Raw genomic sequence first — 23,647 nt, forward strand, 5'->3', positions numbered from 1 at the left:
GATGGCAGGTTTAAAACTTCAGGCAGTAACCAAAAGCTGGGACGGTAAAACCCAGGTGATTCAGCCGCTGACGCTCGACGTGGCGGACGGGGAATTCATCGTCATGGTCGGCCCGTCCGGCTGCGGCAAATCCACCCTGCTGCGCATGGTGGCGGGGCTGGAGCGCGTGACGTCCGGAGATATCTGGATTGACCGCCAGCGCGTTACCGAGATGGAGCCCAAAGATCGCGGCATCTCGATGGTGTTCCAGAACTACGCGCTTTATCCGCACATGAGCGTGGAAGAGAACATGGCCTGGGGGCTGAAAATCCGCGGCATGGGAAAAGGCCATATCGAGGAGCGCGTGAAAGAGGCGGCACGCATTCTGGAGCTGGACGGCCTGCTGAAGCGCCGCCCGCGCGAGCTCTCCGGCGGCCAGCGCCAGCGCGTGGCGATGGGGCGCGCCATCGTGCGCGATCCGGCGGTGTTCCTGTTCGACGAGCCGCTCTCTAACCTCGACGCCAAGCTGCGCGTGCAGATGCGGCTCGAACTGCAGCAGCTGCACCGTCGTCTGAAAACAACGTCACTCTACGTCACCCACGATCAGGTCGAAGCCATGACCCTCGCCCAGCGCGTGATGGTGATGAACAAAGGCATCGCCGAGCAGATTGGCACCCCGGTGGAAGTCTATGAAAAACCGGCGACCCGCTTTGTGGCGAGCTTTATCGGCAGCCCGGCAATGAACCTGCTGGAGGGGCGCATCAGCAGCGCGGGCACGCACTTTGAGCTGGAAAGCGGGATGGCACTGCCGATCAACTGGTACTATCGTGGCTACGCCGGGCGTAAGATGACGCTCGGTATCCGCCCGGAGCATATTGGTTTAACCTCTCAGGCGGACGGCGGCGTGCCGCTGGTGATGGACACGCTGGAGATGTTGGGTGCAGATAACCTGGCGCACGGACGCTGGGGTGAGCAAAAAATAGTGGTGCGTCTGCCGCATCAGGAGCGCCCTAAAGCAGGCAGCACGCTGTGGCTGCACCTGCCGGAAAATCACCTGCACTTCTTTGACGGTGAAACAGGACAACGAGTATGAGCAACTGGCCTTATCCCCACGTCGTCGCCCACAGGGGCGGCGGTAAGCTGGCGCCGGAGAACACCCTGGCGGCCATCGACGCGGGCGCGCGCTACGGTCACACGATGATCGAGTTCGACGCCAAGCTGTCGAAAGACGGCGAAATTTTTCTGCTGCACGACGATAACCTTGAGCGCACCAGCAACGGCTGGGGCGTGGCGGGTGAACTGCCGTGGCGCGATCTGCTGAAAGTGGACGCCGGAAGCTGGTACAGCGGTGAATTCAAAGGCGAGCCGCTGCCGCTGCTGGCGGAAGTGGCTGATCGCTGTCGCCAGCACGGCATGATGGCCAATATTGAAATCAAACCGACCACCGGCACCGGGCCGCTGACGGGCAAGGTTATCGCGCTGGCCGCGCGTGAGCTGTGGGAAGGCATGACGCCGCCGCTGCTCTCCTCGTTTGAAGTTGACGCCCTGGAAGCGGCACAGGCGGCCGTGCCGGAACTGCCGCGCGGGCTGCTGCTGGACGAGTGGCGCGAAGACTGGCGCGAGCTGACGACCCGCTTAGCGTGTGTCTCTATTCATCTCAACCACAGGCTGCTGGATGAGGCGCGGGTGAAAATGTTGAAAGCGGCGGGTCTGCATATTCTGGTTTATACGGTCAACAAGCCCCAGCGCGCGGCCGAGCTGCTGCGCTGGGGCGTCGACAGCATCTGTACCGATGCGATTGACATCATCGGCCCGAACTTTAGTTCTGCGGCTTAAGCATACTGCCGTTCGACTGCGGCGGCAGCATATGCTGCTGTCCGCTGCCTGACGACGTCATGCCGCCTAACATCCCGCCGTTTTTATTGGGCAGCGGCTGTTCACGTACCTGTCCCTGCTGCACGCGCTGCGTGTTGGTATTCATCTGATTTTGCAGGCTCTGCTGCTGCATCTGGGTCTGCGTTTTCAGCTGCTGATTCAGCATCCCTTTCTGCTGTTGCTGCTGGCTCATCATCTCGGTCTGCATGCGCTGCTGGCTCGGGATAACATAACCCTGCTGGTTCGGGTTATTCATGGTGTTCAGTGGCTGTGCGAGCGCGGCAAACGGGATCAGCGCCGTAAGAATCAGTAAGCGTTTCATTGTCATTTCCTCCTTTTGAGGTCTCTCTTAAGTTTACCCTGATTTCACCATGACGATGATTTTTTAGGAGTTGTGAACCAGGCTTAAGCGGGGAATATGGATCCCTTCACCTGGAGAACAATAATGATGAAACCAACGTTTTTGCGCTGGGTAGCGATCGCTGCGCTGATGGCCGGCGGCACATTTAGCGTGGCGGCCAACCCGCCAGCGGCTCCTCCTGTTTCTTACGGCGTGGAGGAGGATGTTTTTCATCCCGTGCGGGCAACCCATGGCATGGTGGCGTCGGTGGATGCGCTGGCAACAAAAGTGGGTGTCGATATTCTCAAGCAGGGCGGTAACGCGGTGGATGCAGCGGTCGCCGTCGGCTATGCGCTGGCGGTGACGCACCCGCAGGCGGGGAACCTGGGCGGCGGCGGCTTTATGATGCTGCGCACCAAAGACGGCAAAACGACGGCCATCGACTTCCGCGAGATGGCGCCTGCTCAGGCGTCCCGCGATATGTTCCTCGACGATCAGGGTAATCCTGACAGCAAAAAATCTCTGACGTCGCACCTCGCCTCCGGCACGCCGGGCACCGTTGCAGGCTTCTCGCTGGCGCTGGAAAAATACGGCACCCTGCCGCTGAATAAAGTGGTGCAGCCTGCCATCAAGCTGGCGCGCGACGGCTTTGTGGTTAACGATGCGCTGGCGGACGATCTCAAAACCTACGGCAGCGAAGTCATTCCGAATCATGAAAACAGCAAAGCGATCTTCTGGAAAGACGGCGAGCCGCTGAAGAAGGGCGACAGGCTGGTGCAGAAGAACCTCGCCAAAAGCCTGGAGCTGATTGCGGAGCAAGGTCCGGACGCCTTCTACAAAGGGGCGATTGCTGACCAGATTGCTGAAGAGATGCAAAAGAACGGCGGGCTCATCACCAAAGCCGATCTGGCGGAATACAGGGCGGTGGAGCGCGAGCCGATTAGCGGAACCTACCGCGGCTACGAGGTGTTCTCCATGCCGCCGCCGTCTTCCGGGGGCATTCACATCGTGCAGATCCTCAACATTCTCGAAAACTTCGATATGCACAAGTTCGGCTTCGGCAGTGCGGATGCCATGCAGGTGATGGCGGAAGCGGAAAAACGCGCCTACGCCGACCGGTCGGAATATCTCGGCGATCCGGACTTCGTGAAGGTGCCGTGGCAGGCGCTGACCAACAAGGCGTATGCCAAATCCATTGCCGATCAGATTGATATCAACAAGGCCAAGCAGTCGAGCGAGATCCGCCCAGGCAAGCTGGCGCCATATGAAAGCAACCAGACCACCCACTTCTCGGTGGTGGATAAAGACGGTAACGCGGTAGCGGTGACCTACACGCTCAATACCACGTTTGGTACCGGAATTGTGGCGGGCAACAGCGGCATTCTGCTGAACAACGAGATGGATGACTTCTCCGCCAAGCCGGGCGTGCCGAACGTCTACGGGCTGGTGGGCGGCGATGCGAATGCGGTAGGGCCGAAGAAACGCCCGCTGTCGTCCATGTCGCCGACTATCGTGGTGAAAGACGGTAAAACCTGGCTGGTGACCGGTAGCCCGGGCGGTAGCCGTATTATCACTACCGTGCTGCAGATGGTAGTGAACAGCATCGACTTTGGAATGAACGTCGCCGAAGCGACCAACGCCCCGCGTTTCCACCACCAGTGGCTGCCGGACGAGCTGCGCGTCGAGAAGGGCTTTAGCCCGGATACGATTAAACTGCTGGAGCAGCGCGGGCAGAAGGTAGCGGTGAAAGAGGCGATGGGCAGCACCCAGAGCATTATGGTGGGTCCAGACGGGGCATTGTTTGGCGCGTCGGACCCGCGGTCGGTGGATGATTTATCGGCGGGGTATTGATGTGTTGTTGCCGGGTGGCGGCTTCGCCTTACCCGGCCTGGGTTTTTCATTCCCTCTCCCTGTGGGCTGAGGGATCCCCATAAAATAATGTCTGCACTGACGGCCCCCTCTCCCTTGAGGGAGAGGGCTGGGGTGAGGGGGAACATACGGCTGCGGAGGTTGTTCCGTTCACTTTATGTTCCTTGCTACTCTTTAACGACAATACCTGTGAACGTGCCAGGGTGGCTCAATCGCCACCACCCTGGCGACCCGGGCTCCCGGCGGTAAATCGCCGCTTCGGGGTTCCCTCAGCTTATTCCTTCAGGCTATCGGGTCGGGCATGAGCCTGCATCCCTGCAGGCCACGCCCTCTCGGCGCATCCCTGCGCCTCGCCCCGGCCCTACGGAAACGCCTCGGCGATTTACAGCCGGACCAGGGCATCGCTGTAAGCCATTAATTTTTTCTGAAGCAACATTCATCGCTTTCGGTAAAAAAATTACTGGGGATTCCTCACCCCTGTGGGAGAGGGTTAGGGTGAGGGCAATAAACTACTTCATCCGCGCCATATAATACGCGTCCACATACTCGCCGTTGCGCAGGGCAAATTTCCTGCCGGTCCCTTCGATTTCAAAGCCAAAATTTTTATAGAGCGCGACTGCCGCCGGGTTATCGGCAAAGACCGTCAGTTCTATGCGTTCAATGCGCAGCCAGTTGTCGCACAGGTTAATCATTTCGCTCATGAGCCTGCGGCCTACGCCGCGCCCCTGCATATCCGCAGCCACGCTTATGCCGAATGTGGCAACGTGGCTGCGACGTGGGTTTTCCATCACGTCCAGCGCCATATGCCCGATAACGCGCTGTTCCAGACAGGCAACAAGATGGCGTCGGCCTGGTTTTGTCGCAACGCGTTCGTGCCACATTTCCATTGAGGGATGAGGGAGCTGTAGCGTGTCGTGATACACATCAGGATGCGACATGATGTCACGCAAAGCTTCTGCATCGCTGGGTTCGATGTGGCGTATCACTATCTCACTCATTCCTTATTCCTCAGTCAGTTAAACGTCCCTTCCAACATCAATGACTTTAAAATTTGAGTCAACCGCTAATTTTTGCAAAAAGTATTGGACAAGTGCGAATGAGAATGATTATTATTGCTCTGCATTCAGGAAGACCGCTACGGGAACCTGAAAGCACGACATTGCTCACATTGCTTCCAGTATTACTTTAGCCAGCTTCTCGCTGGCTTTTTTTTTGTTATGGTTAGACTCAGTAACCTTAAAAAGGACTGAGCCATGACACTACATTGCGCATTTATTGGATTTGGCAAAAGCACCACGCGTTACCACCTTCCGTATGTTCTTCACCGTAAAGATACCTGGCACGTGGCCCATATCTATCGCCGCCGCGCGAAGCCGGAAGAGCAATCCCCGCAGTATTCCCATATTCATTTCACCAGCGATCTCGACGAGGTACTGGGCGACCCGCAGGTTAAACTGGTCATCGTCTGTACCCACGCCGACAGCCACTTCGACTACGCGAAGCGCGCGCTGGAAGCGGGCAAAAACGTGCTGGTAGAAAAGCCCTTCACCCCGACCATCGCCGAAGCGAAGGAACTGTTCGCGCTGGCGAAAAGCAAAGGCCTGACCGTTACGCCGTATCAGAACCGTCGCTTCGACAGCTGCTTCCTGACGGCGAAAAAGGCGATTGATAGCGGCAAGCTCGGCGACATTGTGGAAATTGAAAGCCACTTCGACTACTACCGCCCGGTGGCGGAAACCCAGCCCGGGCTGCCGCAGGATGGCTCCTTCTATGGTTTGGGCGTCCATACCATGGACCAGATCATCTCGTTGTTTGGCCGCCCGGACCATGTCACTTATGACATCCGCAGCCTGCGGAATAAAGCTAACCCGGACGATACCTTTGAAGCGCAGCTGTTTTATGGCGACCTCAAAGCCATCGTCAAGACCAGCCATCTGGTGAAAATCGACTATCCGAAATTTATCGTTCACGGGACCCGAGGCTCGTTTATTAAGTACGGCATTGACCAGCAGGAGACCAGCCTGAAGGCCAACGTTATGCCCGGTGAGCCGGGATTTGCGGCGGATGATTCCGTTGGCGTGCTGGAGTATGTGAACGACGAGGGCGTGACGGTCAGGGAAGAACTCAAACCCGAAGCGGGTGACTACGGCCGCGTGTACGATGCGCTGTTTGAGACCCTCGCCAACGGCACGCCGAATTACGTCAAGGAATCTGACGTTCTGACCAACCTGGAAATCCTTGAGCGGGCCTTCGAACAGGCCTCTCCTGCCACGGTAACCCTCGCAAAATAGGCAAAAACGGCTCCTCTGCGCTTGTTCATAATTTTTGAACAGAGGAGTCAATTTTCACCCTCTATGATCCCAGACCGTTTGCGTCCACACTTACTCCATCGAAACGAACTGAGGGTGAAAACAATGATCTACTTACGCAAAGCAAACGAACGTGGTCACGCGAATCATGGCTGGCTGGACTCATGGCATTCATTCTCGTTTGCCGACTACTACGACCCGAACTTCATGGGCTTCTCCGCACTGCGCGTGATTAATGACGACGTGATTGACGCAGGCCAGGGCTTTGGTACCCACCCGCACAAAGACATGGAAATCCTGACCTATGTGCTGGAAGGCGCGGTTGAGCACCAGGACAGCATGGGCAACAAAGAGCAGGTTCCGGCGGGCGAGTTCCAGATTATGAGCGCGGGTACCGGGGTACGTCACTCCGAGTACAACCCGAGCAAAACGGAAAAACTGCACCTGTATCAAATCTGGATCATTCCAGAAGAAACCGGCATCACGCCGCGCTACGAGCAGCGCCGCTTTGACGCGAAACAGGGCAAACAGCTGGTACTGTCCCCGGACGCGCGTGAAGGTTCCCTGAAAGTGCATCAGGATATGGAGTTGTACCGCTGGGCGCTGGCGAAAGATGAACAGTCTGTGCATCAGATTGCCGCTAACCGCCGCGTCTGGATCCAGGTGGTGAAAGGTGAAGTGTCCATCAACGGCACTAAAGCGACAACCGCCGATGGTCTGGCAATCTGGGACGAGCAGGCGCTCTCCGTGCATGCCGACAGCGAAAGTGAAATTCTGCTGTTTGACCTGCCGCCGGTGTAATAAATCATAAATAAATGCCCATCCTTCCCTATGACAGGGGAAGGATGGGCTTTGTCCGTGATAAACTGAGAAAATCTCTCACTTCAAGATTTCTCAGGACGATGAAAAAGAAACGCCCCGTACTTCAGGATGTCGCCGATCGCGTCGGTGTGACCAAAATGACGGTCAGCCGTTTTTTACGTAACCCGGAACAGGTTTCCGTGGCGTTGCGTGGCAAGATTGCCGCTGCCCTTGATGAACTGGGTTATATCCCCAACCGCGCACCCGATATTCTCTCGAATGCGACCAGCCGCGCGGTGGGCGTCCTTCTGCCGTCCTTAACCAACCAGGTGTTCGCCGAAGTTCTGCGCGGCATTGAAAGCGTCACCGATGCTTTTGGTTACCAGACCATGCTCGCCCACTACGGTTACAAGCCGGAACTGGAAGAGGAACGTCTGGAATCGATGCTTTCCTGGAACATTGACGGCCTGATTTTAACCGAACGTACCCACACAGCCCGCACGCTCAAAATGATTGAAGTCGCCGGCATTCCGGTGGTGGAACTGATGGACAGCCAGTCGCCGTGCCTCGACATCGCCGTGGGCTTTGATAACTTCGAAGCGGCGCGTCAGATGACGGCGGCAATTATCGCTCGCGGGCATCGTCATATTGCCTATCTGGGGGCGCGACTTGATGAACGTACTATCATCAAACAGAAGGGATACGAGCAGGCGATGCTCGACGCGAACTTAACCCCTTACAGCGTGATGGTGGAGCAGTCCTCTTCCTATACGTCGGGTATTGAGCTGATGCGTCAGGCGCGACGTGAGTATCCGCAACTGGACGGTATTTTCTGTACCAACGATGACCTTGCGGTCGGCGCGGCGTTTGAGTGTCAGCGTCTGGGGCTGAAGATCCCTGATGATATGGCGATCGCCGGCTTTCACGGCCACGACATCGGCCAGGTGATGGAGCCGCGTCTGGCGAGCGTCCTGACCCCGCGTGAACGTATGGGCCGCATTGGCGCAGAACGCCTGCTGGCGCGCATTCGTGGCGAGACGGTTACTCCAAAAATGTTAGATTTAGGTTTCACCTTGTCACCGGGTGGATCTATTTGAACTGACAAATTTGAAGTAGCTCACACTTATTCACTTCGCGCACGTTTGGATATTGCTTCTCTTTTGCCCCGGCAGGACAATGTTACCGATAACTGTTACCCGTAACAATTGACTGAGGGACACCCTTTGAGCACGACTAATCATGATCACCACGTCTACGTCCTGATGGGCGTTTCCGGTAGCGGGAAATCAGCCGTGGCCAGCGAAGTGGCGCATCAACTCCAGGCTGCATTTCTGGATGGTGACTTCCTCCATCCGCGCAGCAATATCATGAAGATGGCCTCCGGCGAGCCGCTGAACGACGACGACCGCAAACCGTGGTTGCAGGCGCTGAATGACGCCGCGTTCGCCATGCAGCGCACCAATAAAGTTTCTCTGATCGTCTGCTCCGCGCTGAAAAAAACCTATCGCGACCTGCTGCGTGACGGCAACCCGAACCTCTCTTTCATCTACCTGAAAGGAGACTTCGAGGTGATTGAAAGTCGCCTGAAGGCGCGTAAAGGTCACTTCTTCAAAACTCAGATGCTGGTGACGCAGTTCGAAGCGCTGCAGGAGCCGGGTGAAGACGAGAAAGACGTCTTAGTGGTTGATATCGATCAGTCACTGGAAGGTGTTGTTGCCAGCACCATCGAGGTCATTAATAAAAGGCAGTAAGTTTTGAGTACATTAACGCTAGTTTTGACAGCAGTGGGTTCCGTATTGCTGCTGCTGTTTTTGGTGATGAAGGCGCGTATGCACGCCTTTGTTGCTTTGATGGTGGTTTCTATTGGTGCTGGTCTCTTTTCCGGTATGCCGCTCGACAAGATCGCCGCGACGATGGAAAAAGGGATGGGCGGCACGCTGGGCTTCCTGGCTATTGTGGTCGCGCTTGGCGCGATGTTTGGCAAGATTTTGCACGAGACGGGCGCGGTCGACCAGATTGCCGTCAAAATGCTGAAATCCTTTGGCCACAGCCGCGCGCAATACGCGATAGGCCTGGCGGGGCTGATTTGCGCGCTGCCGCTGTTCTTCGAAGTCGCCGTGGTGCTGCTGATTAGCGTGGCGTTCTCCATGGCTCGCCATACCGGCACTAACCTCGTGAAGCTGGTTATTCCGCTGTTTGCGGGCGTGGCGGCGGCCGCAGCGTTTCTGCTGCCCGGACCCGCGCCGATGCTGCTGGCCTCCCAGATGCACGCTGACTTTGGCTGGATGATTCTGATTGGCCTGTGCGCGGCAATTCCGGGGATGATTATTGCCGGCCCGCTGTGGGGCAACTTCATCAGCCGTTACGTTGAGCTGCACATTCCTGACGACATCACCGAGCCGCACCTGGGCGAAGGCAAAATGCCGTCCTTCGGCTTTAGCCTGTCGCTGATCCTGCTGCCGCTGGTTCTCGTGGGGCTGAAAACCATCGCCGCGCGCTTTGTGCCGGTAGGGTCTTCCGCCTACGAGTGGTTTGAGTTCATCGGCCACCCGTTCACGGCGATCCTGGTGGCCTGTCTGGTGGCGATTTACGGCCTGGCGATGCGTCAGGGGATGCCGAAAGACCGGGTGATGGAGATCTGCGGTGCCGCGCTGCAGCCTGCGGGTATTATCCTGCTGGTGATCGGTGCAGGCGGCGTGTTCAAGCAGGTGCTGGTGGATTCTGGCGTAGGCCCGGCTCTGGGTGAAGCGCTGACCGGAATGGGCCTGCCGATTGCGGTAACCTGCTTTGTGCTGGCCGCGGCGGTGCGTATCATCCAGGGCTCTGCGACCGTGGCGTGTTTAACCGCCGTCGGTCTGGTGATGCCGGTAATTGAACAGCTGAACTACTCCGGTGCGCAGATGGCCGCGCTGTCTATCTGTATCGCAGGCGGTTCGATTGTGGTCTCCCACGTTAACGACGCAGGCTTCTGGCTGTTCGGTAAGTTCACCGGCGCCACCGAAGCACAGACCCTGAAAACCTGGACGCTGATGGAAACCATCCTCGGCACGACGGGTGCGATTGTCGGGATGATTGCCTTTACGATGCTGAGCTAAATGCGGTGATTTAAAACGGCTTAAAAATAAGGCCCGGTAGCGCTAGAGCTTACCGGGCCTTTTTATTATGCAGAACACCAGGCCGGGAAAGGTGAGACCACCGCCCGGCTTTTTCATATCACTCGCCCTGCGTGGCGCTCTCAATCGTCAAACGCACGTCAGAGGTGATCAACTCTGCCAGCATCTGGTATACCTTCAGCGTCTCTTCCGGCTCGGCATCGCCCGTATCGCTGATAAAGCCTTCGTCACGCAGCGTCAGCACCAGGGAACTGAAGACCGCTTTGTCGAAGAATTCAGGCGCGTTAATGCCGTGCAGAACAGACAAGCGCTGTGCCAGCGTCCGGCTCTCTTTTTCCAGCGTACCGCGGTTGATAGACGGGTTCGCGCTCAGCAGCCAGAAGGTAATGGCGTAGCGCTGCAGCGTTTCGCGCGCACCGGCCGCCAGCAGCTGCAGGGTGCGGGAGCGTGACGGATTGATATGCAGCTCGTCATTCGTGACGGTGATCAGCCCCTGACGACGCAGTTCTTCCGTCAGTTTGTCCAGCTCGCCCGCCAGCTCATCTTTGCTCCAGCGCAGGAACAGCTCCGCTTTCAGCATCGGGTAGAGCGTATCAACGTGACGCAACAGCTCCTGACGCGAGATGCGGCGATGCTGGGTGATGATGGCCGCCATGAGCGACGGCAGCATCAGCATATGGGTGATGTTGTTGCGGTAGTACGTCATCAGCACTGCCTGCTCGCGCGGCAGAATGATGATGTCGCCGATCGTGTCTTTTTCAACTTCAAACTTGTTCATCTGCAGCGCGTGATCGATAAGCTCACTGGCGGTCGCAGAAGGCACGGTTGAATCAACCGAATACGGCACGTTGCGCATCATATCCAGATAGCAATCCAGCTGTTCCGTCAGCTGTTCACGGGTCAGCGAGCGCTGGCGCGAAGCCAGAAGCGCCGTACAGCACAGGTTCATGGCGTTAGCCGCCCCGGCGTTGTTAATGCGCACCATCAGCTCGGACGCAATGCCGTTCACCGTTGGCGTCAGCCAGGCCGGACGGATCGCTTCGATAGGATCGATGGACTCGCGCCACTCCGGAACGTGATGGTTCAGATACGTCATCAGCGGCATCGGCTCGCCAAAGTTCACGTAGCCCTGGCCCAGGTTGCGTAACTTGCTCAGGCCGCGCAGCATCTGCGGCAGGCTCTCTTTCTCTTTGGTCGCGCCGCGCAGCTCTTTGGCGTAAGTGCCCACCTCCATCACGTGCTCATAGCCAATGTAGATTGGCACCAGCGTGATGGGACGGGTTCCTCCGCGCAGCATGGCCTGAATGGTCATCGACAGCGTGCCGGTCTTAGGATCGAGCAGACGTCCGGTACGGGAACGACCGCCCTCCACGAAGTACTCCACGGAATAGCCGCGGCTGAACAGCTCGCCCAGATACTCGCGGAACACGGTGGAGTAGAGCTTGTTGCCCTTGAAGGTACGCCGGATAAAGAAGGCGCCCAGGCGGCGGAAAATCGGACCTGCTGGCCAGAAATTCAGGTTGATACCGGCAGCGATGTGCGGCGGTACCAGCCCCTGGTGATAGAGGACATAGGAAAGAAGCAGGTAGTCCATGTGGCTGCGGTGGCAGGGAACATAGACAATTTCATGGCCATCGTGCGCCAGCTGGCGTACGCGCTCGGCATTATGAACGTTGATGCCCTGGTAGAGGCGGTTCCAGGTAAAGCCGAGAATACGATCGGAAAGGCGGATCATCTCGTAAGAGAAGTTCGCTGCAATCTCTTCCATTAGCGCAATGGCGTTCTGCTGAGCTTTCTCATGCGAAATTTTCTTGCTGCGCGCTTCGTCTTCAACGGCGCGGGCAATCGCTTTGGAGGCCAGCAGCTTGTTGAACAGGTCCTGACGCGCCGGGAGGCGAGGCCCTACGGCCGCCAGGCGCTGACGGGCGAAGTGCATACGCGCCACGCGCGCCAGTTTTTGCGCGATGATCTTGTCGGTGCCGTGCTCGTCCGCCATGCGGCGCAGCGAAACGGAAGGCGAGAAGCGCACAAAGCTGTCGCGTCCCAGCCAGGAGACCGCGAAGAACTTCTGGATGCCGTTAAGCATGCGCAGCGGTGGATTCTCTTCACCTTTTTCACGGCCTGGACGGCGACCAAACATCACCGATACCGGCACCATCTGCACATCCAGATCAGGATTGCTGCGGTGCAGGTCGAGATAGTCGTGGAACAGCTTGATGGACTCTTCTTTTGGCGTGTAATAGGTAAACACGCGAGGTCCGCCGTGAATGAACACGTAGCGCGGTAGTAGGGTGCCGTCAACTTCCAGTGGTTCAAGCGGATCAGGTAGGTCATGCGCCAGACACTGGGCGCGAAGCGTCAGTAAGTCTGCCTTCGAGTTATAAGGCAAAACGTACATAATAGGACGCGACGTATCGAGCCCCAATTCCAGCGCGGGTTCTGCTGGGATAGACTTGCTTTTTACCAGGATGCTTAATGGTAAATTAAGTAATTTGTAGTAAATTCGTGGCCAGCCGGACATAAACGATGTAAAGCCTCTGGTTAATAATGCAATTGCGCCGCAAGGATAACAGAAAGCGCGCAAAATTTCTGTTGTTACCCGTCATACTTCAGGCTGTAGCGAAACGCGCTACAGCTATAGTTACTGACGCTATTTCCAATAAAAGGTTCTTTTAATGGCCAATAATACCACTGGGTTAACCCGAATCATCAAAGCCGCCGGCTATTCCTGGAAAGGTTTCCGCGCCGCATGGATCAATGAAGCCGCTTTTCGCCAGGAGGGCGTCGCCGCTATCATCACGGTGATTATCGCCTGTTTCCTTGATGTTGATGCAATAACACGTGTTCTTCTGATCGGCTCCGTGCTTCTGGTGATGATAGTGGAAATTCTTAATAGCGCTATTGAGGCTGTTGTTGACCGTATCGGCTCTGATTTCCACGAACTCTCTGGCCGGGCAAAAGACATGGGCTCTGCTGCCGTGCTGCTGGCGATTATCACTGCCGTTATCACCTGGGTCACGCTGCTTTGGTCACATTTCCGATGAGCCTCGAGGAATAATTAAGTCCCTGGTTTTTTGTGCAGTTTTTGGTTCCAAAATCGCCTTTGACTGTATATACTCACAGCATAACTGTATATACACCCAGGGGGCGGAATGAAAGCGTTAACGACCAGGCAGCAAGAGGTGTTTGATCTCATCCGGGATCATATCGGCCAGACGGGTATGCCACCCACGCGTGCGGAAATCGCGCAGCGTCTGGGCTTCCGTTCTCCGAATGCTGCCGAAGAACACCTGAAAGCGCTGGCACGTAAGGGCGTGATTGAGATTGTTTCGGGCGCGTCACGTGGTATCCGCCTGCTGGTGGAAGAAGAGACGGGCATTCCGCTGGTGGGGCGCGTTGCTGCGGGTGAGCCTTTACTGGCACAGCAGCATATTGAAGGCCACTATCAGGTCGATCCAGCCATGTTCAAACCGAGCGCTGATTTCCTGCTGCGTGTAAGCGGTATGTCGATGAAAGACATCGGTATTCTTGACGGCGATCTGCTTGCGGTTCACAAAACGCAGGATGTGCGCAACGGCCAGGTCGTGGTCGCACGCATCGATGACGAAGTCACCGTCAAGCGCCTTAAAAAGCAGGGTAACACCGTCCAGCTGTTGCCTGAAAACAACGAGTTCTCCCCGATTGTGGTGGATCTCCGTGAACATAACTTCTCTATCGAAGGACTGGCGGTTGGGGTTATTCGCAACGGTGAATGGCTTTAATCTCTTCCTGACAGGCTACGGCTCCGCTGTAGCCTGATTCATTTTCTGCTCCCGGTATTTTTCATGTCACTGCTGACGGCATCCGATAAGGCATTGTGGCGTCTTGCTCTGCCAATGATTTTCTCCAATATCACCGTGCCCTTGCTGGGTCTGGTCGATACTGCCGTTATTGGTCATCTTGATTCGCCTGTTTATCTTGGCGGCGTGGCGATTGGCGCGACGGCAACCAGCTTCCTGTTTATGCTGCTGCTCTTTTTGCGCATGAGCACCACCGGACTGACCGCACAGGCTTATGGCGCAAAAGATCCGCTGCGTCTGGCTCGCGCGCTGGTGCAGCCGCTGATACTTGCGCTTGGCGCGGGGGCGTTAATCGTTTTACTGCGCGCTCCCCTGATTGACCTTGCGCTTCATATCGTTGGCGGCAGCGAAGCGGTACTGGAGCAGGCGCGACGTTTTCTTGAAATCCGCTGGCTCAGCGCGCCCGCCTCGCTGGCTAACCTGGTTCTGCTGGGCTGGCTCCTGGGCGTACAGTACGCCCGTGCACCGGTGATTTTGCTGGTAGTGGGTAACCTTCTCAACATCGTGCTGGATATCTGGCTGGTGATGGGTCTGCATATGAACGTGCAGGGTGCGGCACTGGCGACCGCGATTGCAGAATACGGAACCTTTATTATTGGTTTGTGGATGGTCTGGCGCGTTCTGGCGATGCGCGGGATCTCCCTTGCGCTGCTTAAAACCGCCTGGCGCGGGAATATCCGTAAGCTGCTGGCGCTCAACCGTGACATCATGCTGCGCTCGCTGCTTCTTCAGCTCTGTTTCGGCGCGCTGACGGTTTTCGGGGCCCGGCTGGGGCCCGAAATCGTCGCGGTCAACGCGGTATTGATGACGCTTCTGACCTTTACCGCCTACGCGCTGGACGGCTTTGCCTATGCGGTTGAAGCGCATTCTGGGCAGGCGTATGGCGCGCGCGAAAGCGGGCAGCTACAGGATGTCTGGCGGGCAGCCTGCCGTCAGTCGGGACTGGTCGCGCTGGCGTTTGGTCTGGTTTATGCCTGTTTTGGCGAGCAGATTGTGGCGTTACTCACCTCTCTTTCTTCACTGCGCGAGCTGGCGGGCCATTACCTTATCTGGCAGGTGATTTTACCGGTGGTCGGCGTCTGGTGTTATCTCCTGGACGGCATGTTTATCGGTGCGACGCGCGGAGCCGAAATGCGTAACAGCATGGCTGTCGCGGCGGCCGGATTTGGCCTGACGCTGTTGACGCTACCGTGGCTTGGCAACCACGGTTTATGGCTGGCCCTTGCCGTCTTCCTCTCGCTGCGGGGGTTATCGCTGGCTTTTATCTGGCGGCGCCACTGGCGGGACAATACCTGGTTCCCCTCGCGTCACGATATATCGTGACGGTTAAAGATTCCGAATATGAAACCAACAGCCGAATCCTTAACTACAATAATTATCACGTCCAGCAGAAAAGAACGTAACGGACGTTACGACCCGACGCTTAACTAAGAGGACACGATGATGAATAAAGACGAAATCGGCGGCAACTGGAAGCAGTTCAAAGGTAAAGCGAAAGAACAGTGGGGTAAGCTGACTGATGACGATATGACCGTCATTGAAGGTAAACGCGATCAGCTTGTCGGTAAAATTCAGGAACGTTACGGCTACGCGAAAGATCAGGCGGAAAACGAAGTCAAAGACTGGGAAACCCGTAACGACTACCGCTGGTAACGCTGAATAACCCACGAGGCGGCTCTAAGCCGCCTTTTCTTTTGTCGCTAACGCGGCTTTTTCTTCACGAGTATAGAGTGGTCATGCTGGCACGCGTCCTGATGACGACAGGCTTCCACTTCAACGCACGCTGAACACAGCCCGTGCGCTTCAATCACGTTATGACGCAGGGCAAAGCCCATTTTAGCGGCCAGCGAATGCATAATGTCTTCCACGCCTTCCGCGCCTTCTTCTTTCACAACCCCACAGCGATCACAGATAAACATCGCCGATGTATGCGTTGGCTGATCGAACAGATGGCACAGCACATAGCTGTTTGTGGACTCTACTTTATGCACGAATCCTTGTTCCAGCAGGAAATCCAGCGCGCGGTAGACCGTCGGCGGTTTCGCCTGCGGCTCGCTTTCGCGGAGCAGGTCGAGCAGATCGTAGGCGCTGATTGCACCCTGCTGCAGGCTCATCAGACGTAATACTTCAAGGCGCTGCGGAGTCAGGCGCACATTGCGTTGCGCGCACAGCTTTTCGGCCTGCGCTAACAGCTCTTTTGTGGACTTATCCATGTAGCACCCCGGATGTTATAGGACGGAAAACCCTCACTTTATCATGTTCTGGTAAAAACACCGAGATCCGCCAGTCTGTGCTATACCTGACCCATCGCAAACCGGGAAATAAACAATGAAAAGACCTGACTGTATTCGGCACTGGCGCGACGTTGAAGGTGCGGATGATTCGACCTATCCAGGGAGTGATGAGCTGTTTTCTATCGGTGCACCGCTGGCTCGCAGGCTCGGGCTCGGGCGCATTGGCATTCATCATGAACGGTTGCCGCCGGGACGCAGGACGTCTTATCCCCATGCGGAAAGCGACGAAGAAGAGTTTATCTACGTGCTCGAAGGCTACCCGGAGGCCTGGATTAATGGCTATTTGTGGAAGCTTGAACCGGGCGACAGCGTGGGGTTCCCCGCCGGAACCGGTATCTGCCATACCTTTATCAACAACACGGATGAAGAGGTTCGGCTACTGGTCGTTGGCGAGGCCAACAAGAAGCACAACCGCATCTACTACCCGCTCAACCCCGTGTATGCCGCCACGCGTGAAGATCGCTGGGTCGACCATCCTCCACAGTTTTTTGGACCGCACGATGGAAAACCTGGGAAAAAATAATTTCCTCTTCTATAAATATTGAGGGCCGTCACAAAATATAACAGGCCGTAAGGGAATTTTACTTAGGGAAAGAAATAGCGGGTCTTTTACTACTTATTCACAGCAATAGTTCGTTCCTGTTTGGGTGATAACAGACAGGGGTTATTTCATAACAGACTATAACGGGCATCCTGTGAAAAAAAATTTTAAATTTTCGGTGGTGAGTATCGCTGTCTCCTTGTTTATGGCAAATCAGGCGGGAGCAGCCAATACCTGGACAGAATCACGTAGCGACGCAATGGGTGGCACTGGCGTTGCCTCTGGCAGCTATGGCAGTGGGGCGTTAATCAACCCCGCGCTGCTGGCAAAGGCAAAACCGGACGATGATGTGACGGTTATCTTGCCTTCGGTCGGCGCGCAGATCACAGATAAAGACAATCTTCAGGATGAGATTGATAATATCAACGACAAAATTAACCACTATAAAGACGTGGTGGATAATCTTACGCCGATTGAAATTATCACCAATCCGCTGGGTTCTATTAACCAGTTCCAGGGCGCGGCAAAAGATCTTGCCGACGAGCTGGACTATCTCAAGGGCAAAACCGCACGCGCGACGGCAGGGGCTGGCATTGCAGTGAGTATCCCTAACGACGTGCTCTCCGTGGCCTTTATGGCGAAAGGCTACGCCCATGGTCGGGTAAGCTCGTCTATCGATCAACAGGACATTGATTATCTGCGCGGTATTCAAAAAAGCGATGCGGTAGCGGCCGGTGTCGCGCTGGATGCTGCCCTGAACGGCACGGATCAAATCACCAAAAACCTCAACTCTACGGCTTCTGGCCGGGCGGCAATTGTGTCCGACTACGGCGTTGCCGTTGCGCGCCAGTTCGATCTCGGCGGTGTCCCGGTATCCGTGGGCGTGACGCCAAAACTGCAAAAAACCTGGGTCTATAACTACACCACCTCAATCTACGATTACGACAGTAATAAGTGGAACGATAGCCGCTACCGTACAGACGATACGGGCTTTAACGTTGATGCCGGTATTGCGGCTGATTTCGGCGAAAACTGGACGGTTGGCGTGAGCGGACAAAACCTGATGTCGCGTGATATCGACACCAAAGATATCCGTATCCGCAACGGGCGTACCGGGGAAGTGGTGAGCTATAAAGATACCTACCAGATCCGTCCGCTGGTGACCGCCGGGGCCGCCTGGCACAACGATCTGGTGACGCTGACTGCCGATGGCGATCTGACGGAAACCAAAGGCTTCAAGAGCGAAGATAACTCACAGTACGTTGGCGTCGGTGCCGAGGTTACGCCGCTGAGCTGGCTGGCCGTGCGTGCGGGTTATCGCGCGGACGTGAAGGGTAACGACAGCAATGTCTTTACCGGCGGTGTCGGTTTCGCGCCGTTTAGCACCGTTCACGTTGACCTGATGGGGCTGTACGGCGAAGACGAAACCTGGGGCGCAGGGGCTCAACTGAGCATGACGTTCTAAAGTCCACCGGAGGCGCTGCGCCTCCGGCTTTTCTTTGTGCTATAGTAGCGCCCCTTTTCCACCAGATGCTTAAAACTTCGCCATGTCGTCAGAATTACAGACTGCTTTTCCCGCACACCGTTTTTCCATTGCGCCGATGCTCGACTGGACGGACAGACACTGCCGCTACTTCCTGCGTCAGCTCTCCCGCCACACGCTGCTGTACACCGAAATGGTGACCACGGGCGCAATCATCCACGGGAAGGGCGACTACCTGGCCTATAGCGAAGAAGAGCATCCGGTTGCCCTGCAGCTGGGCGGCAGCGATCCGGCCGCGCTGGCGCAGTGTGCGAAGCTGGCAGAAGCGCGCGGCTACGACGAGATCAACCTTAATGTGGGTTGTCCGTCCGACCGCGTGCAAAACGGCATGTTCGGTGCTTGCCTGATGGGGAACGCGCAGCTGGTGGCGGACTGTATCAAGGCGATGCGCGACGTGGTCTCCATTCCGGTGACGGTTAAAACCCGCATCGGCATTGACGACCAGGACAGCTACGAATTCCTGTGCGATTTTATCAATACGGTTTCCGGCAAGGGTGAATGCGAGATGTTTATCATCCACGCGCGTAAAGCCTGGCTTTCTGGCCTGAGCCCGAAAGAGAACCGTGAAATTCCGCCGCTGGATTACCCTCGCGTGTACCAGCTGAAGCGTGATTTCCCGCATCTGACGATGTCGATTAACGGCGGCATCAAATCGCTGGAAGAGGCCAACGCGCATCTGGCGCATATGGATGGCGTCATGGTCGGGCGCGAGGCGTACCAAAACCCGGGCATTCTGGCGACGGTCGATCGCGAAATCTTTGGCGTTGAAGGGGCAGACAGCGATCCGGTTGCGGTGGTGAGAGCGATGTACCCGTACATCGAACGCGAGTTGAGTAACGGTACGTATCTCGGCCATATCACACGCCATATGCTCGGCCTGTTCCAGGGGATCCCCGGGGCGCGCCAGTGGCGTCGCTATCTCAGCGAAAACGCACACAAGGCCGGGGCCGATATTGAGGTGCTGGAGCACGCGCTGCATCTGGTCGCGGATAAACGATAAGTTACGCTAAAAAGTCGTCAAATTCACCACGCCCTGCGAATTCTCGCGGGGCGTTTTGCTTTAAGAACAGCATGTTAGCTTTGGCATGAATTTTGTAATGCTTACTGCATTATTCGGGAACTCGTGGGAGAGCACCATGCTGGAACTACTTTTTGTGATTGGCTTTTTTGTCATGCTGCTAGCGACGGGCGTTTCGCTGCTCGGCATTCTGGCGGCTATCGTTGTGGCGACGGTGGTTATGTTTATTGGCGGATTATTTGCCCTGACGATCAAACTGCTGCCGTGGTTACTGCTGGCCATTGCGGTGGTGTGGGTGATTCGGGCGATTAAAGCGCCAAAAGTGCCCAGTTATCAGCGCAATAACCGCTTTCGTTACTAAGGTATTGAGGGGTTCGTCACATACTTGTAACTTTTCCGGCGGCGGGGCTTAGAACAGAATAGGATTTGCTTATCGAATCTGTCACTATGGCTGTCGTTAAAGAATTCATCGAGCTGTACCCTACATACAGCCGAACTAAAAAAAGAAAGGGCTTCCCACGGGAAGCCCAATTTCTTTTTGGGGATCAGGGAATCAACAGGCTCGACCCCTGCGTTGCCCGGCTCTCCAGTACCTCATGCGCGCGCTGCGCATCGGTTAGCGCGTATTTCTGCGCGTCTGCCACATCCACTTTTATGACCCCGCTGGCGATCAGCGAGAACAGCTCGTTGCTGGCTTCCTCAAGTTCTTCCCGGCTGGTGATATAACCCTGCAGGGAAGGGCGCGTCACGTACAGCGAGCCTTTCTGGTTCAGGATCCCGAGATTGACGCCGGTCACGGCGCCTGAGGCATTCCCGAAACTTACCATCAGCCCTCGACGCTGCAGACAGTCTAGCGACGCTTCCCAGGTGTCTTTCCCTACCGAGTCATACACGACGCGGACTTTTTTGCCGTTAGTGATCTCTTTCAGCCGTTCAACAATGCTCTCTTCACGGTAGTTAATCACCTGCCAGGCGCCCGCCTGCAGCGCGCGCTGCGCTTTTTGCGCATTGCCCACGGTACCGATCAGCTTCGCGCCCAGCGCTTTTGCCCACTGACAGGCGATAAGCCCGACGCCACCCGCCGCGGCGTGAAACAGGAACTGCTCGTCGGGTTTAATTTCATAGGTTTTGCGCAGCAGGTAGTAAACGGTCAAACCCTTCAGGAACGAGGCCGCCGCCTGCTCAAAGGAGATGGCGTTGGGCAGCAGGGCGGCCTTATCCGCCGGGACGTTGTGGACGGAGCTGTAAGCGCCCAGCGCAGATTGCGCATACACCACGCGATCGCCTTCTTTAATATGCTTAACCGCGCTGCCCACGTTGATGACGATACCGGCCGCCTCGGTACCCAGCCCGCTCGGCATTGACGGAGGCGGGTAGAGGCCGCCGCGAATATAGGTGTCGATGTAGTTTATACCGATGGCTTTGTTTTCAACCTGAACTTCATTTTCGCCAGGCGCGGCAGGGGTGAACTCCACCGCTTTCAGTACGTCTGGCCCACCGTGTTTCTGGAATTCAATGCGCGTTGCCATGCTCCCTCCGTAAGAAAAATATGGTAATCTTTCGACCCACTTCTTTATCTCGGTAACTCCATTCACTATGGCAGGAAACAAACCCTTCAACAAACAGACTGAACCTCGCGAGCGTGATTTCCAGGTCGCAGGGTTAAAAGTCCCGCCGCACTCGATTGAAGCGGAACAGTCGGTGTTGGGCGGTTTAATGCTGGATAACGAACGCTGGGACGACGTCGCCGAGCGCGTCGTGGCGGAAGATTTCTACACCCGTCCGCACCGCCACATCTTTACCGAAATGGCGCGTCTGCAGGAGTCGGGCAGCCCAATCGACCTGATCACGCTCGCGGAATCGCTGGAGCGTCTGGGGCAACTCGACAGCTGCGGCGGATTTGCCTATCTGGCGGAACTGTCAAAAAATACGCCTAGTGCGGCGAACATCAGCGCTTATGCGGACATCGTGCGCGAACGTGCCGTCGTCCGCGAAATGATCTCGGTGGCGAACGAGATCGCCGAAGCCGGGTTCGATCCGCAGGGGCGTACCAGCGAAGACCTGCTCGACCTTGCCGAGTCTCGCGTCTTTAAAATCGCCGAAAGCCGCGCGAACAAAGACGAAGGCCCGAAAAACATCGCTGATGTCCTCGATGCCACCGTTGCCCGTATCGAACAGCTGTTCCAGCAGCCGCACGACGGTGTGACCGGGGTAAACACCGGCTATGACGATCTCAACAAGAAAACCGCTGGCCTGCAGCCGTCGGATTTGATTATCGTCGCGGCGCGTCCGTCGATGGGTAAAACGACATTTGCGATGAACCTCGTGGAAAACGCGGCGATGTTGCAGGATAAGCCGGTGCTCATCTTCAGTCTAGAGATGCCCTCCGAGCAGATTATGATGCGTTCTCTGGCGTCGTTGTCCCGCGTGGATCAGACACGCATCCGTACCGGCCAGCTCGACGATGAAGACTGGGCGCGCATCTCCGGCACCATGGGCATTCTGCTGGAAAAACGTAACATCTATATTGATGACTCCTCCGGCCTGACGCCGACGGAAGTCCGTTCCCGCGCGCGTCGTATCGCTCGTGAACACGGCGGCATCGGCCTTATCATGATCGACTACCTTCAGCTGATGCGCGTCCCGTCGCTTTCCGACAACCGTACGCTGGAAATTGCGGAGATTTCACGCTCGCTCAAGGCCTTAGCCAAAGAGCTGCACGTGCCGGTGGTAGCGCTGTCGCAGCTTAACCGCTCCCTGGAACAACGTGCCGACAAGCGTCCGGTCAACTCCGACCTGCGTGAATCCGGCTCCATCGAGCAGGATGCCGACTTAATCATGTTTATCTACCGTGATGAGGTTTATCACGAGAACAGTGACCTGAAAGGGATCGCCGAGATTATTATTGGTAAACAACGTAACGGCCCGATCGGGACGGTACGTCTGACCTTTAACGGACAGTGGTCGCGTTTCGACAACTATGCCGGTCCTCAATATGATGATGAGTAATTTCTAAGGAATTCAAATGCAAGCGGCAACTGTTGTTATTAACCGCCGCGCTCTGCGACACAACCTGCAACGTCTGCGTGAACTGGCACCCGCCAGCAAGCTCGTTGCAGTCGTGAAAGCGAACGCTTACGGACACGGTCTTCTTGAGACCGCGCGAACGCTCCCCGATGCCGACGCCTTTGGCGTCGCCCGTCTTGAAGAAGCTCTCCGCCTGCGCGCGGGGGGAATTACTCAACCTATTTTGCTGCTGGAAGGCTTTTTCGAAGCCACGGATCTGCCGACCATTGCTGACCAGCATCTTCACACGGCGGTGCATAACGAAGAGCAGCTCGCCGCGCTCGAAACCGCGGAGCTGAGCGAGCCGGTAACCGTGTGGATGAAGCTCGATACGGGCATGCACCGTCTGGGCGTGCGACCGGAAAACGCGGAGGCGTTTTATCAGCGTTTGTGCCAGTGCAAAAACGTGCGCCAGCCGGTGAATATTGTCAGCCACTTTGCCCGCGCCGACGAGCCCGAGTGCGGCGAGACCGAGCGGCAGCTGGATATCTTTACTACCTTCTGCGAAGGCAAGCCGGGGAGGCGGTCTCTGGCGGCATCCGGCGGTATTTTACTGTGGCCCCAGTCGCACTTTGACTGGGCTCGCCCGGGCATCATTCTTTACGGCGTGTCGCCCCTGGAGAACAAGCCCTGGGGACCTGACCTGGGCTTCAAGCCGGTAATGTCCCTTGTTTCTAACCTGATTGCCGTGCGTGAACACAAAGCGGGTGAGCCGGTGGGTTACGGCGGTACCTGGACCAGCGAGCGCGATACCCGTCTCGGCGTCGTGGCGATGGGCTATGGCGACGGTTATCCGCGCGCAGCGCCGTCGGGTACGCCGGTTCTGGTCAACGGTCGCGAGGTGAAGATTGTTGGCCGCGTGGCGATGGACATGATTTGCGTCGATCTGGGACCTGAAGCCCAGGATAAGCCCGGCGACGATGTAGTGCTGTGGGGCGAGGGTTTGCCTGTTGAACGCATTGCTGAAATCACGAAAGTGAGTGCTTACGAACTTATCACGCGCCTGACGTCACGGGTGGCGATGAAGTACATCGACTAACATTTTATTCCAGGGAAGGAT

Annotated in this window: 23 protein-coding genes; 18 read left to right on the forward strand and 5 right to left on the reverse strand. The window is 56.5% G+C overall.

What is annotated here, in order from left to right:
- The first annotated feature begins 1 nt into the window (after nt 1).
- On the forward strand, nt 2–1,072 hold the full coding sequence (locus tag ACWHWP_RS01750) for a sn-glycerol-3-phosphate import ATP-binding protein UgpC (RefSeq protein WP_447854949.1): 1,071 nt from the start codon (nt 2–4) through the stop codon (nt 1,070–1,072).
- On the forward strand, nt 1,069–1,815 hold the full coding sequence (gene ugpQ / locus ACWHWP_RS01755) for a glycerophosphodiester phosphodiesterase (protein ID WP_447854950.1): 747 nt from the start codon (nt 1,069–1,071) through the stop codon (nt 1,813–1,815). Before ACWHWP_RS01750 ends, ugpQ begins: the two co-directional genes overlap by 4 nt.
- Here ugpQ and ACWHWP_RS01760 read toward each other — a convergent pair.
- Nucleotides 1,799–2,176, reverse strand: a complete 378-nt coding sequence (locus tag ACWHWP_RS01760; protein ID WP_059312948.1) for a DUF2756 family protein — start codon at nt 2,174–2,176, stop codon at nt 1,799–1,801. The two genes, ugpQ and ACWHWP_RS01760, sit on opposite strands and share 17 nt — an antisense overlap.
- 123 nt (nt 2,177–2,299) lie before the next feature.
- On the opposite strand from ACWHWP_RS01760, the gene ggt reads away from it, so the two are divergent.
- Nucleotides 2,300–4,045 (forward strand): gamma-glutamyltransferase, encoded by a 1,746-nt coding sequence (gene ggt / locus ACWHWP_RS01765; protein ID WP_447854951.1) that lies wholly within the window; start codon nt 2,300–2,302, stop codon nt 4,043–4,045.
- A gap of 527 nt (nt 4,046–4,572) precedes the next feature.
- Here the strand turns inward: ggt and yhhY are convergent.
- On the reverse strand, nt 4,573–5,061 hold the full coding sequence (yhhY, locus tag ACWHWP_RS01770; protein ID WP_047345606.1) for an N-acetyltransferase: 489 nt from the start codon (nt 5,059–5,061) through the stop codon (nt 4,573–4,575).
- 255 nt (nt 5,062–5,316) lie between these two features.
- On the opposite strand from yhhY, the gene ACWHWP_RS01775 reads away from it, so the two are divergent.
- The 5 genes from ACWHWP_RS01775 (at nt 5,317) to gntU (ending at nt 10,268) form a co-directional block, all read left to right on the forward strand.
- Entirely contained in the window at nt 5,317–6,354 is a 1,038-nt protein-coding gene (locus ACWHWP_RS01775; protein WP_059312947.1) for an oxidoreductase, read from the forward strand.
- Nucleotides 6,355–6,477: 123 nt separating this feature from the next.
- Nucleotides 6,478–7,173 (forward strand): pirin family protein, encoded by a 696-nt coding sequence (locus tag ACWHWP_RS01780; RefSeq protein ID WP_000639796.1) that lies wholly within the window; start codon nt 6,478–6,480, stop codon nt 7,171–7,173.
- Nucleotides 7,174–7,274: 101 nt separating this feature from the next.
- Nucleotides 7,275–8,270 (forward strand): gluconate operon transcriptional repressor GntR, encoded by a 996-nt coding sequence (gene gntR / locus ACWHWP_RS01785; RefSeq protein ID WP_021242747.1) that lies wholly within the window; start codon nt 7,275–7,277, stop codon nt 8,268–8,270.
- A gap of 126 nt (nt 8,271–8,396) precedes the next feature.
- Nucleotides 8,397–8,924: a gluconokinase gene (gntK, locus tag ACWHWP_RS01790; protein WP_008503362.1), complete on the forward strand. Its 528-nt coding sequence runs from the start codon at nt 8,397–8,399 to the stop codon at nt 8,922–8,924.
- Nucleotides 8,925–8,927: 3 nt separating this feature from the next.
- A complete protein-coding gene (gene gntU / locus ACWHWP_RS01795) occupies nt 8,928–10,268 on the forward strand; it encodes a gluconate transporter (RefSeq protein ID WP_447854952.1) in 1,341 nt (446 codons plus the stop codon).
- A gap of 118 nt (nt 10,269–10,386) precedes the next feature.
- Here gntU and plsB read toward each other — a convergent pair whose 3' ends face one another.
- Complete coding sequence (plsB, locus tag ACWHWP_RS01800) at nt 10,387–12,807, reverse strand: glycerol-3-phosphate 1-O-acyltransferase PlsB (protein WP_047345604.1); 2,421 nt, start codon at nt 12,805–12,807, stop codon at nt 10,387–10,389.
- A gap of 154 nt (nt 12,808–12,961) precedes the next feature.
- Between plsB and ACWHWP_RS01805 the strand changes: the two genes are divergently transcribed.
- From ACWHWP_RS01805 to ACWHWP_RS01820, 4 genes are all read left to right on the forward strand, one after another.
- Nucleotides 12,962–13,330: a diacylglycerol kinase gene (locus tag ACWHWP_RS01805; RefSeq protein ID WP_447854953.1), complete on the forward strand. Its 369-nt coding sequence runs from the start codon at nt 12,962–12,964 to the stop codon at nt 13,328–13,330.
- Between the two features lie 108 nt (nt 13,331–13,438).
- Entirely contained in the window at nt 13,439–14,047 is a 609-nt protein-coding gene (gene lexA / locus ACWHWP_RS01810) for a transcriptional repressor LexA (protein ID WP_024906710.1), read from the forward strand.
- 63 nt (nt 14,048–14,110) lie between these two features.
- A complete protein-coding gene (gene dinF / locus ACWHWP_RS01815; RefSeq protein WP_059312945.1) occupies nt 14,111–15,448 on the forward strand; it encodes an MATE family efflux transporter DinF in 1,338 nt (445 codons plus the stop codon).
- 120 nt (nt 15,449–15,568) lie between these two features.
- Nucleotides 15,569–15,778 (forward strand): CsbD family protein, encoded by a 210-nt coding sequence (locus tag ACWHWP_RS01820; protein ID WP_014882139.1) that lies wholly within the window; start codon nt 15,569–15,571, stop codon nt 15,776–15,778.
- Between the two features lie 47 nt (nt 15,779–15,825).
- On the opposite strand, the gene zur is transcribed toward ACWHWP_RS01820, so the two are convergent.
- On the reverse strand, nt 15,826–16,338 hold the full coding sequence (zur, locus tag ACWHWP_RS01825; protein WP_047345602.1) for a zinc uptake transcriptional repressor Zur: 513 nt from the start codon (nt 16,336–16,338) through the stop codon (nt 15,826–15,828).
- A gap of 115 nt (nt 16,339–16,453) precedes the next feature.
- Between zur and ACWHWP_RS01830 the strand changes: the two genes are divergently transcribed.
- The 4 genes from ACWHWP_RS01830 to pspG all read left to right on the forward strand — a co-directional run bounded on the left by ACWHWP_RS01830 (nt 16,454) and on the right by pspG (nt 19,882).
- Nucleotides 16,454–16,942 carry a cupin domain-containing protein gene (locus tag ACWHWP_RS01830; protein WP_059312944.1) on the forward strand — a complete coding sequence of 163 codons (489 nt, stop codon included), beginning with the start codon at nt 16,454–16,456 and terminating at the stop codon, nt 16,940–16,942.
- Nucleotides 16,943–17,114: 172 nt separating this feature from the next.
- Nucleotides 17,115–18,425 carry a conjugal transfer protein TraF gene (traF, locus tag ACWHWP_RS01835; protein ID WP_047345600.1) on the forward strand — a complete coding sequence of 437 codons (1,311 nt, stop codon included), beginning with the start codon at nt 17,115–17,117 and terminating at the stop codon, nt 18,423–18,425.
- An 82-nt stretch (nt 18,426–18,507) separates the two neighbouring features.
- A complete protein-coding gene (gene dusA, locus ACWHWP_RS01840) occupies nt 18,508–19,503 on the forward strand; it encodes a tRNA dihydrouridine(20/20a) synthase DusA (RefSeq protein WP_447854954.1) in 996 nt (331 codons plus the stop codon).
- A gap of 136 nt (nt 19,504–19,639) precedes the next feature.
- Nucleotides 19,640–19,882, forward strand: a complete 243-nt coding sequence (gene pspG, locus ACWHWP_RS01845; protein WP_023310044.1) for an envelope stress response protein PspG — start codon at nt 19,640–19,642, stop codon at nt 19,880–19,882.
- A 184-nt stretch (nt 19,883–20,066) separates the two neighbouring features.
- On the opposite strand, the gene ACWHWP_RS01850 is transcribed toward pspG, so the two are convergent.
- Nucleotides 20,067–21,050 (reverse strand): quinone oxidoreductase, encoded by a 984-nt coding sequence (locus ACWHWP_RS01850; RefSeq protein WP_059312943.1) that lies wholly within the window; start codon nt 21,048–21,050, stop codon nt 20,067–20,069.
- A 67-nt stretch (nt 21,051–21,117) separates the two neighbouring features.
- Between ACWHWP_RS01850 and dnaB the strand changes: the two genes are divergently transcribed.
- Entirely contained in the window at nt 21,118–22,530 is a 1,413-nt protein-coding gene (gene dnaB / locus ACWHWP_RS01855; RefSeq protein WP_023310046.1) for a replicative DNA helicase, read from the forward strand.
- A 16-nt stretch (nt 22,531–22,546) separates the two neighbouring features.
- Entirely contained in the window at nt 22,547–23,626 is a 1,080-nt protein-coding gene (alr, locus tag ACWHWP_RS01860; protein WP_447854955.1) for an alanine racemase, read from the forward strand.
- Nucleotides 23,627–23,647 lie beyond the last annotated feature (21 nt).

This window comes from Enterobacter sp. WI-ESBL-E8, assembly GCF_053364895.1.